Annotated in this window: 11 protein-coding genes; 10 read left to right on the top strand and 1 reads right to left on the bottom strand. The window is 38.9% G+C overall.

The genetic code is table 11. The features are described from left to right. Positions 1-770 precede the first annotated feature (770 nt). The 6 genes from PNIG_RS10280 to PNIG_RS10255 are packed head-to-tail and all read left to right on the top strand — an operon-like array spanning position 771 to position 7574. Positions 771-2174 (top strand): undecaprenyl-phosphate glucose phosphotransferase, encoded by a 1404-nt coding sequence (locus PNIG_RS10280; protein ID WP_089368431.1) that lies wholly within the window; start codon positions 771-773, stop codon positions 2172-2174. Further along, on the top strand, positions 2158-3375 hold the full coding sequence (locus tag PNIG_RS10275) for an outer membrane beta-barrel protein (protein ID WP_089368430.1): 1218 nt from the start codon (positions 2158-2160) through the stop codon (positions 3373-3375). Before PNIG_RS10280 ends, PNIG_RS10275 begins: the two co-directional genes overlap by 17 nt. Next, a complete protein-coding gene (locus PNIG_RS10270; protein ID WP_089368429.1) occupies positions 3372-3893 on the top strand; it encodes a polysaccharide biosynthesis/export family protein in 522 nt (173 codons plus the stop codon). Before PNIG_RS10275 ends, PNIG_RS10270 begins: the two co-directional genes overlap by 4 nt. A 20-nt stretch (positions 3894-3913) precedes the next feature. After that, positions 3914-6127: a GumC family protein gene (locus PNIG_RS10265; protein ID WP_089368428.1), complete on the top strand. Its 2214-nt coding sequence runs from the start codon at positions 3914-3916 to the stop codon at positions 6125-6127. A gap of 3 nt (positions 6128-6130) precedes the next feature. Further along, positions 6131-6859 (top strand): tyrosine-protein phosphatase, encoded by a 729-nt coding sequence (locus tag PNIG_RS10260; protein ID WP_089368427.1) that lies wholly within the window; start codon positions 6131-6133, stop codon positions 6857-6859. Further along, a complete protein-coding gene (locus PNIG_RS10255) occupies positions 6852-7574 on the top strand; it encodes a VpsP family polysaccharide biosynthesis protein (RefSeq protein ID WP_089368426.1) in 723 nt (240 codons plus the stop codon). Before PNIG_RS10260 ends, PNIG_RS10255 begins: the two co-directional genes overlap by 8 nt. 228 nt (positions 7575-7802) lie before the next feature. Here PNIG_RS10255 and rsmF read toward each other — a convergent pair whose 3' ends face one another. Then, on the bottom strand, positions 7803-9251 hold the full coding sequence (gene rsmF, locus PNIG_RS10250) for a 16S rRNA (cytosine(1407)-C(5))-methyltransferase RsmF (RefSeq protein WP_089368964.1): 1449 nt from the start codon (positions 9249-9251) through the stop codon (positions 7803-7805). Positions 9252-9514: 263 nt separating this feature from the next. Here rsmF and PNIG_RS10245 point away from each other — a divergent pair, with 263 nt between their 5' ends. The 4 genes from PNIG_RS10245 (at position 9515) to acnD (ending at position 15051) form a co-directional block, all read left to right on the top strand. Beyond that, the gene (locus PNIG_RS10245; RefSeq protein WP_011328452.1) at positions 9515-10213 is read left to right on the top strand and encodes a GntR family transcriptional regulator; all 699 of its coding nucleotides are present in this window, start codon (positions 9515-9517) and stop codon (positions 10211-10213) included. A gap of 71 nt (positions 10214-10284) precedes the next feature. Next, a complete protein-coding gene (prpB, locus tag PNIG_RS10240) occupies positions 10285-11157 on the top strand; it encodes a methylisocitrate lyase (RefSeq protein WP_011328451.1) in 873 nt (290 codons plus the stop codon). Positions 11158-11182: 25 nt separating this feature from the next. Then, entirely contained in the window at positions 11183-12307 is a 1125-nt protein-coding gene (prpC, locus tag PNIG_RS10235; protein ID WP_011328450.1) for a bifunctional 2-methylcitrate synthase/citrate synthase, read from the top strand. A 134-nt stretch (positions 12308-12441) separates the two neighbouring features. Continuing rightward, complete coding sequence (acnD, locus tag PNIG_RS10230) at positions 12442-15051, top strand: Fe/S-dependent 2-methylisocitrate dehydratase AcnD (protein ID WP_089368425.1); 2610 nt, start codon at positions 12442-12444, stop codon at positions 15049-15051. Positions 15052-15064: the final 13 nt, after the last annotated feature.

The raw sequence follows: 15064 nt of genomic DNA, 5'->3' as shown, positions 1-15064 counted from the left end.
TGTGTTATTAATTATTATCTAAACCAGTTAGCGGTCTGCTCTCTTACTTTTTGTACAGCCTATTATTTTTCTAAAGGATTACACTAGGGTAAAAATGTACTATTTCACAGGGTTTGGTTGATAGTAGTTTTTATATAGTCGCAGTTTAAACCTAAACACTGATAAGCAGGCTGTATAAAGCGATCTTTTATGTTTGTTTTTGTTTTATGTTTGTTTATTTTGTGTTTGTTTTTTTAAGTTGTTTATTTTATTGGCTATAAATAAAACTATTAAAACCTTCAAGTAAACAGTAATTAAGCCCCAAGGTAATAGGTTGCTATTATGTTGTTAGTAAATGAATGTAGTTGCTAAAACTAAGTAGATGATAATTAAAAATAGCTGTAGGGCAAATTACACATCAAGAACAGAGCCAAAAATGTGCAAATTTATTGTAATATTATGCTATTAGCTTTTATTCATCGGCATAGTTTTTACTGAGAGAGTAAGTTACGTATACCCTACTCATGATATTAACCAGATGGATTCATGCATTGTTTATTTAAATATCTAAGCATGATTACATAAAAAAGGGCTGTTGTTTAGATGGGGAGTTGTAGTTTAGATACATTTATATTTTAAGAAATATGTTTAATAAAATAGCTTTAACCTTTTGTATATTAGTAAACCCGCCTGTATGTTAATTGTGCAATTTGAGATGTTAATTTAGTATTAATTCCATAGTCTAGTGATGCTTCTTCTTACCTGAGACCAATTAATAGGAATTAATAGTTATGAGCTCTTCAAGGACATTTAAGTTATCAGGTTCGTCAGATGCCTGCTTTTATAGACTCTTCGATATTTTTGCATTGTTTTTTGCTTTTCAATGCTCCGCCTTATTTTATAACTTTAATCTAAGCTCTTTTTATATGGTATCAGTGCTAAGTGTTGCATTAATTTACTTATATTGCGCTGAAATATTTTCTACTTATAGATCGTGGCGAGCAGGGAAGTTTAGAGTAATGATGTTGTGTGTTTGGGGCGCTTTATTAGTTTCATTCGCTTGTTTGTTTTTTATATCATTTATTTTTAAGTTTTCAGAATCCTTATCTCGGATTGGCATTAGCTTGTGGTTTTTATTAAGCATGCTTTATTTATATTTATGGCGCTTAGCTGTGTACTTGTATAAGCGAAATCGTCGTAAATTTGGTTCATATTTACGCAATGTAGCCATCATTGGTGCTACAGAAACCGCTGCTTACTTATATGATGAAATTGAGAAAAATGATGAGTTAGGCTTTAAGTTTTTAGGGTTTTTTGATGATAGAAACCCAGAGCGTTTATTTAGTAAATTAGCCTCTCATGATGTTGCAGGCAACATACAAAAAGCTGTGGATTTAGCAAGAGAGGGCAGAGTTGATGTGTTATATATTGCTCTTCCCATGAAAGCAGAAAAACGTATTGCAGACATTTTATTGCAGCTGGGTGATACCACAGTTGATGTGCATATAATACCTGACTTTTTGCTTTCTAATCTTATACATGCGCGTATTGAACATGTTGGCGAAGTTGATACATTGAGTGTGTTTGAGTCACCGTGCATTGGTGCTCATGAGTTTATTAAGCGTACAGAGGATATTGTGTTTTCAATGATTATATTGTTTTTGATTTCGCCATTACTATTAGTTATTGCCGCGGCAGTGAAATTAACATCAGCTGGTCCTGTAATATTTAAGCAAGATCGTTACGGACTTGATGGACGAAAAATAAAAGTTTGGAAATTCCGTTCAATGACAGTCACAGAAAACAGCAAAGTGGTAACTCAAGCTACAAAAAATGATGTGAGGATAACAAAGTTAGGCCGATTTTTGCGACGTACGAGTCTTGATGAACTTCCTCAGTTTTTAAATGTACTTGAAGGTGACATGTCCATTGTTGGCCCAAGACCTCATGCGGTTGCGCACAACGAAGAGTATAGAAAAAAAGTAGAGTTTTATATGTTTAGGCACAAAGCCAAACCAGGCATTACAGGGTGGGCGCAAGTTAACGGCTGGCGTGGTGAAACAGATACGTTAATAAAAATGGCGAAACGTGTAGAGTATGACCTACACTATATTAAGAACTGGTCATTACTATTTGATATAAAAATAATAATCATAACAATATTTAAAGGATTTAAGAATGAAAATGCCTACTAATACAATTGCCCCTTGCCTACTCGTTGTTTGTATTGGGGGCAGTCCTTATGCAACGGCTAACCTAAAACCAGGTAGTATTATTACAAAAGATGGTGCCGAAATAACGCCTACACTACAAACAGGAGTGAGTACTAATAATAACTTTTTTAGAACACCAACTAATGAGGAGTCGCGGTTAATATGGAATATATCACCTAACATTTCGGCTGTAATTGAAGATGGCCCAGACAATTATAAGCTTAATGTTGGAACAATAACGTCCTTTCATAATAAAGATACCACAGATAACTTCACTCAAGTGACCACAGCAGCGAGCGTTCATAAAGAGTTTACCCAACAGCATAGACTCGATATTAAAGGTGATGCAGATTGGTTATATGAACCCAGAGGTAGTGGTTTAACCGAAGGTTTGGGGGATATTGTTAATGAATTAGTAAAGTACCAACAGCAAAATGTAACAACGCGTTATGAATATGGCGCAAAAAGCTCTAAAGCTCAAGTTGCGCTTATTGCTGGTTTTTTCAATAAAAAATACCAAAATTTTAGACCTGTATCTCAATATCGCGATTATGATAAAACTTTAGTGGGAATAACCGGTTACTACAATACGCTTGCAGCAACGCGCACTTTTTTGGAGCTAACACAAGAAAAGTACCGCTATGATGTTTTGCAAGCCAATGGTATTTCACGAGATTCAGATGACAGAAAAATATTACTGGGAATAGAGTGGGAGGCAACGGCGGTAACATCCGGTACCTTCAAAGTCGGTTATCAAGACAAAGATTTTTTTTCTGACCTACGTGAAGATTTTACCGGTTTAAGCTGGGAAGCCGCAGTACTTTGGCAACCACTTACTTATTCATCGTTACAATTTTTAACTAGCCGCTCAGCTAAAGATCCCTTAGTAGCAGGTGATTATATTAAAGAGAGTGTTTATAACATTACCTGGGATCACAATTGGAGTAATTACTTTAGTTCGTTGGCAAGTTTAAATTATGCAGATGAGCAATACACTGGGGATGTTGGCAGACAAGATAAAACAACAGCGGCTCGACTAGGTTTAAACTATTTGGTTAGTAACTTTGGGATGGTATCTAGTTACGTTGATTTTATAGATAAAAACTCTAATCAAAATACGATTGAATATGATCGTTTCATTGTCGGGATTAATTTTACCTTTGTTTTAAAGGCTAATCGATGAAATTTTGGATGCTTGTTTGCCTGGCTTTTTTATTAAGTTTTAATAGTTTTGGCCAAAATGCGCAAAACTATACTTTAGGGCCAGGTGACAAAATTGAAATAAAAGTTTTTGGCCAACCAGATTTAGATGTGACGGCGTTATTAGGTAACAGTGGCAAAGTTAATTACCCTTTTTTGGGAAAAGTTAAACTCGCTGGCCTAAATACATCACAGGTTGAACAAATAATAATAAGAGGGCTACAGCCTGACTATTTAGTTAACCCCAATGTGTATGCGCAAGTTACACAATATCGACCTTTTTATATTCATGGTGAGGTAAATAACCCAGGTGCATACCCTTATCAGCCGGCAATGACAGTAAATCAAGCGATTGCACTTGGCGGTGGATTAACAGAGCGAGCATCGATAGATAAAATATATATTTTTAAAGAACAAACCAAAGAGCAACAAATTAGAGGCAGTTTAAACAGTCAAATTGCAGCGGGCGACACCATTAAAATAGAACAGCGCTTGTTTTAAGCCGTTAAAGGCAGTGATGAATGAATCAAAAATCAGAAAAATTAAATAATAATGATGATGTAATTGAGTTGGGCATTAACTTTAATGTTATTAAGCAAGCAAAGTGGCGAATTTTGAGCTTTGCGATAGTTATTACATTATTAGCGATAATGATTACGTTAACTTTAATACCTAAATATAAAGCAAGTGCAACGTTATTAATTGAAGCTGAGCAGGCTAAAGCGGTTAGTTTTGAAGAAATATATGGTTTAGACTCAAACCAAAAAGAATATTATTTAACTCAATTTGAGGTAATAAAATCAGACAGTATTGCACGTGAAGTTATTACGAAACTAGATCTGCAGTCACACACTGACTTTATTCCAAAACCTTCAATATTTAATGAAGTTAATATACTAATTAAAGAGTTGCTGCCTTTTTTAAATAAAAAAGAAGTTGCTGCGCTCTCGTATGAAGATCAAGTTGAGCAACAAATGCAAGATTTGCTTAGTATATTTAATAAAGCATTAATAGTTTCACCAATTCGTAAAACGCAATTAGTTAGGGTGAGTTTTGAGTCGAGTGATTCTAAACTTGCAGCCTTAGTAGCAAATACGGTAGGTGAGGTATACATAGACAGCCAAATGCGCGCCAAAATGGGGATCACGCAACAGGCAACAAGCTGGTTAAACACACGCTTGTCACAGTTACGGATCCAATTAGATGATTCAGAGGTTCGACTGCAGGCGTACCGAGAGGCGCAGCAATTAGTTGATATAGAAGGTATTGCGGGGCTAGTGACACAAGAGCTAGAGCAAATGTCTCAGCAGTTAGTTGATGCTCGAGCCGCAAGAAATAATTTAAAGAGTATAAACAGAGTAATCAAGGAGTACGGAAATAATAATATAGAATTTTTAGGTAGTATGCCGGAAATAACATCACATAAAGTAGTACAAGATGTAAAGCGCGAGTTAGTACTTGTTGAGCGAAAAGTGAGTGACTTGGGCGAAGTATATGGCAATAAGCACCCAAAAATGATTTCTGCTAAAGCTGAACTTGCAACTGTAAAAGCTAATTTAAATAAGCAAATTAAAGGCCTAGTTACAGGTATCGAAAAAGAGTTAAACAGAACAACTCGAACCGTTAATACATTAGAAGCTGATCTAAAAAAAATCCGAGATGATTATCAATATATTACACGCAAAGAAACGCAGTATAATCAGTTAAAACGTGAAGTTGAAACTAACCGAAATATATTTAATACATTTTTATCTCGCTCTAAAGAAACCGAAGTAACCAGCGACTTCACCTCAGCAGCAGCTCGCTTTACCGATAGAGCATACACACCTAAATATCCCAGTAAGCCCAATAAAAAGCTTATTGTAATAATTACATTTATAGCTAGCTTTGCCTTTGCAGTAGTGATGAGCTTTATATTCGATGCATTAAACGATACGGTAAAAACAAAAAATGACGTTGAAAGTAAACTAGCGCAACGCATGCTAGGTTTATTACCCAAAGTTAAAATATCGAGAAAGAATCCGTTTCCGATATACGCATATTTAGAGGATAAATACCGTCGCTTTGCAGAATCTGTGCGTACATTTAGAACAAGCTTATTGCTTACTCAGTTAGACCGAAATCATCAAATAATAGCAGTTACATCAAGCGTCCCAGGTGAAGGGAAAACCACCACATCAGCTAACTTAGCCTTATCGCTTGCGCAAATGGGGAGCGTTTTACTGATTGATGCTGATTTACGTAAACCCAGCTTAGCAAAACGGTTTGATATACCTGTATTTCACCCGGGCTTAAGTAATTTAATTACTGGTACAGAGCAGTTTTCTGAGTGCGTTCATTTAGATGAGCGCTCTGGTGTTGCTATTATGCCAAGTGGGCAAATACCATCAAATCCGTTAGAGTTACTCTCTAGCGCCCGGTTTGATGAGTTATTAAAGGTTTTAAAAACCAAGTACGATCACATCATTATTGACACTCCCCCAACACAAGCGGTTAGTGACGCATTAGTAATTGCACAAAGTGTTGATTCGGTAGTGTATGTAGTGAGAGCAGACGTAACAAGGGTAAAACCGATTAAAGCTGGGTTAGAGCGTTTGTTTGAGGTAAAAGCACATGTGGCAGGCGTTATACTTAACCAAGTAGATATGAGCAAAACTAAAGATGAGCATAGCTACGGATACTATGATTATTATGATTACTCACAACCGCCAGAAAAACCTCAACCTAATGGCTAAATTATGATTGATATTCATTCGCATATTTTACCCGGTATTGACGATGGCGCTAAAAATTTAAATGAATCTTTAGCATTATTAAAGCTAGCGCAAAGTGATGGAATAACACATATGGTGATTACTCCGCATATTCATATAGGGCGATTTGATAACTCCGCGGTACAACTTCGCAGAGACTTAGCTGATTTAAAAGAGCATGCAAAACAGGCTCAAATTACTATAAAGCTAGCAGTAGCGGCAGAAGTACGCCTTGATATAGAGTTAATGGCACTGGTAAAGGCAAATAAATTGCCCTTTATTGGGAATTTAGCCGGAGCAAATTACTTATTGTTAGAGCTACCACATTCTCATGTACCACCAGGCTACGATAAGTTTATTGGTTGGTTAGTAAAACAAAATATTAAAGTGATTATACCTCACCCTGAACGTAACCGTGATATTCAGGCTAATCCTTTTTATATAGAACATTTAAAGCAGTTAGGTTGTGAGTTTCAATTAACCGCTTCAAGTATTGAAGGGGGGTGGGGGGATAAAGCAAAACAAATTAGCAATGACATGCTTAAAGGTAATTTAGTTAATTATGTTGCCTCTGATGCGCATTCGGTAAAACGTAGGCCGCCAATACTTAGTAAAGCAAAACACATTGTGAGTAATTTAGTAGGGGAGGATAAAGCACATATGTTATTTGTAACTAACCCTTGGCGCTTAACTGAGTCACTATTTTGTGATTAGTTTTAAATTAAATAGGTTAATCCCTATTATTGTTTTAGCGCTTATAACCTTGTTTATTGCCTATTACAGTATAAAAAGCATACGCGCCAATGCTTGGTATTTTAATGCTAGAAATACGCTGGAACAGCTGTCCTCTCCAATTAAGCGCTCAGAATTAAAGCAGGCCGAAAAAGCTATTACTTTAGCGGCTAAATTTGAGCCAAGCCATCCTCATTATTGGCACTTGAATGCGTATATAAAAATATTATCAGTAAGTATTTTAAATCAGCCGACTGTAATTAATGCTCCTACACATCAGCTGGCTTACCAACAAGCCGAACAAGCGCTTTTAAAGTCTATTGAATTAAGGCAAACATGGGCAGAAACTTGGATAGCATTGGCGCAAGTGGTGAGTTATCAAGATGGGCCCACAGAGCAGGTTTATGATTATATTCAACAAGCAAAAAAAGTAGGACCTTATAAGCTTGATGTACATTTAGGTATTATTCAAATAGCGTTGATTCATTGGTCGCAACTAACTCCACAATACAAAGCTTTATATGTTAACGAATTGAAGTTAGCAGTTAAATATGGCTATAAATTCGATCAAGTATTTGATATTGCAAAACAAAGTAATAGCTTACCCATATTGTGTTTATCGTTACAATTTGGTGGCGATTTCGATTCTGTTCGCAAAAGTTATATATTTAAAAAACATTGTGGTAGTGGCAAATAAAAATGCCCAGAGTTATAAAAACTCTGGGCTATAAAATGGCTCTTAGTTGAGCCTTACGTTAACTGAAGACGCTTTCTTGATTATAGGGAGAAGAAGAAAGTACATATAAGTATAGCTAAAATCATTAAAACCGCACATTTATTATCCGAATTTAAGTACTTTTAACAACCCAATCATATTCAAAAATGTATGCATGTTTTAATACTCACATTTTACATTAAACGCTGTTTAATTGCTTTGTGCCCATGTTATTAGCTGCGTATTTTGTACTAGATCGCGTGGGAGTGAGTTTTTAACTTTATTTTTTTGCCATTTACCTAAGCCAATAGGGCAGCCACATAAAGTTAAAATAACCTCTCCTGTATTTTGGCTTACATCAGCTAAGCGAATATCCTTACCCTGAAAGTAGTCGTTAGCTTGAGTGTCGGTTAAAGGCAATACATTACTTTTACACTGCTTACCAAATGCGGTTGCAAACTCGTGGGCTAAACGCACGCCATTATTATGAATGGCACCAAGTTGAATGCCTAAACGGGCGTATTTAATTTTGTTTTGCACAGCTTCAAACTCCTGCGGAAATAACCACAGCTCTTTATCGCGCTGCATTAATATGCCCGGTAAGGTATTTAAACCAAATTGTTGCTTAAGTGTTTGCATAAAAACAGCACTTTTTTTGCTCTCAAATTGCTGAAACGGAAAAGCACCTTTTTTGACTTTTAGATTAGGGTTGTCACTACTTGCTTGTTTTTTGAATTTGGCAATAAAAAAGCCTTCACAGTCGAAAGTTTGCGGCCACACATGTAAATACCCCTCTGGCGTAGTTGCTTTACTTGCGCCAGGAAATAGATCACTTAAAGACTCGGGTATTATACAGTCGCCAAATTCACTGAGTAAAAAGTCGCACACGTGTTGGTTTTCAAGTGGAGTAAGCGTACAGGTTGAATACACTAAGGTTCCACCGGGCTTTAAGGCGTAAAATGCACTTTTAATTAGATCTTTTTGTACTTGGGCAATTTCAATATTAGAGTCGATTGACCAATTTTTTAGTGCATCTGCATCTTTTCGTACTGTGCCTTCGCCAGAGCAGGGGGCATCGAGTAAAATGCTATCAAAGCACTCAAACATATAATTACCAAAAATCACCCCATCAAAATGCGATAACGCACAGTTACCTACTCCCATGCGTTTTAAAGTAGCGCTAAGTACTTTTAAGCGTGATGACGAAAGCTCATTTGCAACCAACACCCCTTGGTTATTCATTAGTGCAGCAAGCTGCGAAGTTTTAGAACCAGGTGCAGATGCCATATCAAGAACGTAATTAGTGTGCTCTATACTTTGTTTTAGTGCTATGGGGGGCAGCATAGAGCTTGCTTCTTGAACATACATAGCACCGCTAAGGTGAAGATCGGTATTGCCAAGTGCTAGGTTTTGCTCTTCTGCGGCAGGGCGCTCTAACCAAAAACCTTCCTCGCACCATGGAATAGGAGTGAGTAGCCAATTTTTTTGCTTAGCGTATTGCTTAAACTCAGTAACAGATATTTTTAAGGTATTAACACGAATAGATTTTCGTAGTGGCCGCCGGCAAGCATTAATAAAGTCGTCTATATCTAGGTGTGCAGGTAAATAGGTTTTTACATCATCGATAAAGTGCTCGGGGATAAAGGTATTTGCGTCCACGGTTTGGCCAGTCGTTATATTAAAGACAAATAATAACATTTCTTAAAGTGTGTTTCAGTGCTTAACAGGTAAAAAGTTAGTTTTTATTGGTGTCGACACTTAGCAGTGGTTTATCACTTTAGAGCAGATAATTATTATACTTTAGGCTAATGATGTCGACAATAAGTGTGTTTTTTAAGTTTTACATACTGTTTTAGGGTTGACACTTAGTGGTAGTGAGTTCATAGTGGCTTTATAAATTGTCGACAATCTAATAGTAACCTATGACGCAAAGCCTGTTAAATGAAACACCTATTACAACCGCATCAGATCAAGTGTTTGTAAATATGCGCCGAGAAATAGTAGAGGGCAGCATAGCACAAGGCAGTAAAATATCTGAGCCAGAACTGGCAAAGCGTTATGGAGTGAGCCGTGCAACGCTGCGTGAAGCGTTAAATCGTTTAGAAAGCTGTTATTTAGTTGAGCGTAAAGCCAACATAGGTTGCCGAGTTGTATCGTTAACAGCAGATCGCTTGATAGAAGTTTATCAAGTGCGCAGTGCCTTAGAGGGCTTGGCGTGTCGTCTTGCTGCCGACAATATGGCAGCCGATGAAGTCCAAGGTTTAAAGCAATTACTTAATCAGCATTTAAAAACGCAACGAGTAAAAGAAGGCGAGTCGTACTATCAAGAAGCAGGTGATTTAGATTTTCATTACCGCATCATAAAAGGCAGTAAAAATGCCCACTTGATTCATTTGCTATGCCACGACCTTTATCAATTAATAAGAATGTACCGCGTACAAATGGGTATGGTTGGTCCGCGGGTATCAAAAGCATTTGATGAGCACTTAGCCATTATTAATGCGATTGAAAACCACGATGGAGAATTAGCCGAAATGTTGATGAAGCGCCACATAAGTGCTTCACAAGCCAATATTCAAACTAAATTTGATTTACTTGCAGCGCAAACTAAAGCCAGTTAAATAAATCGTTTTAGTATTTAAAATATCAAAACTGCCCCAGAGCAGCCACCGTTCAAAGTTAGGAGAAACGAATGTCAGCAGGATCAAAGTTTAAACAGGCTATTGCCAATAATCACCCATTACAAATAGTGGGTACTATTAATGCGTACACAGCAATGATGGCTGAAAAAATGGGTCATCAGGCAATTTACTTATCGGGTGCAGGTGTTGCCAATGCTTCTTTTGGTATGCCTGATTTAGGTATGACTAGCCTTGATAACGTGCTTGAAGATATTCGCCGTATTACCGGTGCAAGCGACTTACCTTTATTAGTAGATGCTGATACAGGTTGGGGTGGTGCGTTTAATATAGCCCGTACAGTAAAAGAAATGACTAAAGCAGGTGCTGCCGGTTTTCATATTGAAGACCAAGTAGCGCAAAAGCGTTGTGGCCACCGCCCAAATAAAGAAATAGTTAGCCAAGGTGAAATGGTTGACCGTATTAAAGCCGCTGTAGATGCAAAAACCGATAGTGACTTTTACATTATGGCACGTACCGATGCGTTTCAAAAAGAAGGTTTAAATGCCGCTATTGAGCGCGCAGCAGCGTGTGTTGAAGCCGGTGCAGACGCCATTTTTGCAGAAGCCGTGCACGACCTTGCCGACTACCAAGCATTTACAAAAGCGATTAACGTTCCTGTATTGGCTAACATTACTGAGTTTGGTCAAACGCCTATTTATACTAAAGAGCAGTTAGGCGATGTAGGCGTTGAAATGGTGCTTTACCCATTAAGCGCATTTAGAGCGATGAACAAAGCAGCCTATAATGTATATAGCTCAATTTTAAATGAAGGTTCGCAACAAAGCCAAATTGAAAATATGCAAACCCGTGCTGAGCTTTATGATTTTTTAGATTATCACACCTATGAAAATACCCTAGATAACCTTTTTTCATCAACTAAATAATAATAACAATTTAAGGAGATAAATTATGAGTACTAAAGTATTAGCGGGTGCAGGTTTACGCGGTCAAGTAGCAGGTCAAACTGCATTATGTACAGTAGGCCAAACAGGTTCAGGTTTAACTTATTGTGGTTACGATATTAGCGAGCTTGCTGAAAAAGCGCAGTTTGAAGAAGTATCGTTTTTATTATCTCGTGGCGAATTACCAACAACCGGTGAGCTTGCAGAATACAAAGCTAAACTAAAAAGCTTACGCGGCTTACCACAAGCACTTAAAACAGTGCTTGAGAACATTCCAAAAGACGCACACCCAATGGATGTGATGCGCACAGGTTGCTCTATGCTGGGTAACCTTGAAATGGAAAATGATTTTAGCGAAGCCAATGATGCGATTGACCGCATGGTTGCAGTATTTCCAAGTATTATTTGTTACTGGTATCGCTTTACGCATGATGGCGTACGCATTGAAACGCAAACAGATGATGACTCAGTTGGCGCGCATTTTTTAACCTTATTACACGATAAAGCCCCGTCTGAGCTATTTGCTCAAGTTATGAATGTGTCACTAATTTTATACGCAGAGCATGAATTTAATGCCTCAACCTTTACTGGTCGTGTGTGTGCATCAACGCTATCTGATATTCATTCATGTGTAACCGGTGCCATAGGTACGTTACGTGGGCCATTACATGGTGGTGCTAACGAAGCGGCAATGGATATGATTGAAAACTTCACCAGCGCAGATCAAGCAGAGCAAGAAGTGATGGGCATGCTTGAGCGTAAAGATAAAATTATGGGCTTTGGCCACGCTATTTATCGCGAATCAGATCCACGTAACGTAATTATTAAAAAGTGGTCTGAAAAGCTCGCAGCAGAAGTAGGTGATGATGTACTTTACCCTGTGTCTGTTCGTTGTGAAGAAGTAATGTGGCGCGAGAAAAAGTTATTTTGTAATGCTGATTTCTTCCACGCATCGGCGTATCACTTTATGGATATTCCGACCAAATTATTTACGCCAATATTTGTAATGAGCCGCGTAACAGGTTGGACAGCACACGTTAAAGAGCAACGTGCAAATAACCGTATTATTCGTCCAAGTGCTGATTACACTGGGCCAGATGCACGTAGCTACACACCTATCGAATCACGTTAAAATTATTTGGTGGGCACGTAAAGTGCTCACCTTTTTTATTTGCTGCACACTATTTTAAGGCTCATCACTTTTCACTCTCTCCTTAAATAAGCTAGTAGTGCACAACCACCGTCACCAAATTAGCGAATATTTTAATGACTATAATAAATAATACTGAATATCGAAAACCCTTACCCAATTCAAACGTTGATTATTTTGATGCTCAAGCAGCTGTTGATGCAATTAAACCAGGTGCATATGCAACACTGCCTTATACATCACGTGTATTTGCCGAAAACTTAGTGCGCCGCTGCGATCCAGCAATGCTTACCGATGCACTAAACCAGTTGATTGAACGCAAACAAGATTTAGACTTTCCTTGGTATCCGGCGCGTGTAGTGTGTCACGATATTTTGGGTCAAACTGCACTGGTTGACTTAGCTGGACTGCGTGACGCGATTGCAGCTAAAGGTGGCGATCCGTCTAAAGTAAACCCAGTTGTACCTACGCAATTAATTGTTGATCACTCTTTGTCGGTAGAGCATGCAGGGTTTGATCCCGATGCATTTGAAAAAAACCGTGCTATAGAAGACAGACGTAACGATGACCGTTTCCATTTTATAAACTGGACCAAAACAGCGTTTAAAAATATTGATGTGATCCCGCCAGGTAACGGCATTATGCATCAAATTAACCTTGAAAAAATGTCGCCGGTAATTCAAAACCGCGATGGTATTGCCTTCCCAGATACCTTAGTAGGTACAGACAGCCATACTCCACACGTTGATGCACTGGGTGTTATTGCTGTGGGTGTAGGTGGCCTTGAAGCAGAAAGCGTAATGTTAGGGCGTGCTTCATACATGCGCCTGCCAGACATTGTAGGGGTTGAGCTAACAGGTAAGCGCCAACCGGGTATTACCGCTACCGATATCGTACTGGCTATTACTGAGTTTTTACGCGCGCAGCGTGTGGTATCAGCATACTTAGAATTTTACGGTGAAGGTGCCGATGCACTTACGCTGGGCGATCGTGCAACTATTTCAAATATGACGCCTGAATTTGGTGCCACAGCGGCGATGTTTTACATCGACGATATGACCATAGATTATTTGCGTTTAACGGGTCGTGAAGAAGAGCAAATTGCACTGGTAGAAAACTACGCTAAAACCACCGGCTTGTGGAGCGATAGCTTAAAAACAGCGCAGTACGATCGCGTGCTTAAGTTTGATTTATCAAGTGTGGGGCGCAACATTGCTGGGCCATCAAATCCACATCGCCGTGTATCTACAAGCGATTTAGCTAAAGAAGGTATTTCAGGCGTAGTTGAAAACGAAGCAGGCTTAATGCCAGATGGTGCGTGTATTATTGCCGCTATTACCAGCTGTACAAACACTAGTAACCCACGCAACGTGATTGCCGCGGCATTACTTGCGCGTAATGCTAACGCCAAGGGTTTAACGCGTAAACCTTGGGTAAAAACCTCATTAGCACCGGGCTCTAAAGCCGTGCAATCGTACCTAGAAGACGCTAACTTACTTACCGAACTTGAACAGCTAGGTTTTGGTATTGTTGGTTTTGCTTGTACTACGTGTAATGGCATGAGTGGCGCGCTTGACCCTGTAATTCAAAAAGAAGTGATTGATCGCGACTTATACGCCACCGCGGTACTGTCGGGTAACCGTAACTTTGACGGCCGTATTCATCCTTACGCCAAACAAGCGTTTTTAGCATCGCCGCCTTTGGTTGTTGCTTATGCAATTGCCGGTACGATTCGTTTTGATATTGAAAAAGATATACTAGGTAAAGATCAGCAAGGTAACGACGTTACCCTTAAAGATTTATGGCCGTCAGATGAAGAAATTGACGCAGTAGTTAAGCAAAGCGTTAAGCCAGAGCAATTTAGAAAAGTATACGAGCCCATGTTTAACTTAACCGTAGATTACGGTGAAGATAACGACCCGCTATACGAATGGCGTCCAGAAAGCACTTATATTCGCCGACCTCCTTATTGGGAAGGTGCATTAGCAGGCGAGCGTACCATGACAGGTATGCGTGCACTGGCAGTACTTGGCGATAACATTACAACCGATCACTTATCGCCTTCAAATGCGATAATGGCCAGCAGTGCCGCGGGTGAATACCTATTAAAAATGAACGTACCTGAGGAAGACTTTAACTCATACGCAACCCATAGGGGCGATCATTTAACAGCGCAGCGCGCTACGTTTGCTAACCCTAAATTGCTAAATGAAATGGTACTTGATGAAAACGGCGAAATTAAACAAGGTTCGTACGCGCGCATAGAACCAGAGGGCAAAAATACTCGCATGTGGGAAGCAATCGAAGCATACATGCAGCGTAAGCAACCACTTATTATTGTGGCAGGCGCAGATTATGGCCAAGGCTCGTCGCGCGATTGGGCGGCAAAAGGCGTAAGACTCGCGGGTGTTGAAGTAATTGCAGCTGAAGGGTTTGAGCGTATTCACCGTACTAACTTAGTGGGTATGGGTGTTTTACCGTTAGAGTTTAAAGCGGGAACAACTCGTAAAACACTTAAACTAGATGGCAGTGAAAGTTACGATGTAACGGGTGAACCAACCCCTGGTTGCACACTTAACTTGTCGATCACTCGTAAAAATGGCGAAGTACTAAACGTACCAATGAAATGTCGTATAGATACACAAGAAGAGCTGTCTATTTATGCTGCAGGTGGTGTATTACAACGCTTTGCACAAGACTTTTTAGAAGCTACAAAAACAGCATAAGGGCAGGGGTAAT

Origin of the sequence: Pseudoalteromonas nigrifaciens (assembly GCF_002221505.1) — a bacterium.
Lineage (GTDB): Bacteria > Pseudomonadota > Gammaproteobacteria > Enterobacterales > Alteromonadaceae > Pseudoalteromonas > Pseudoalteromonas nigrifaciens.
Note: the sequence above shows the minus strand (reverse complement) of the source record. Positions and strands in the feature narration are given on the sequence as shown.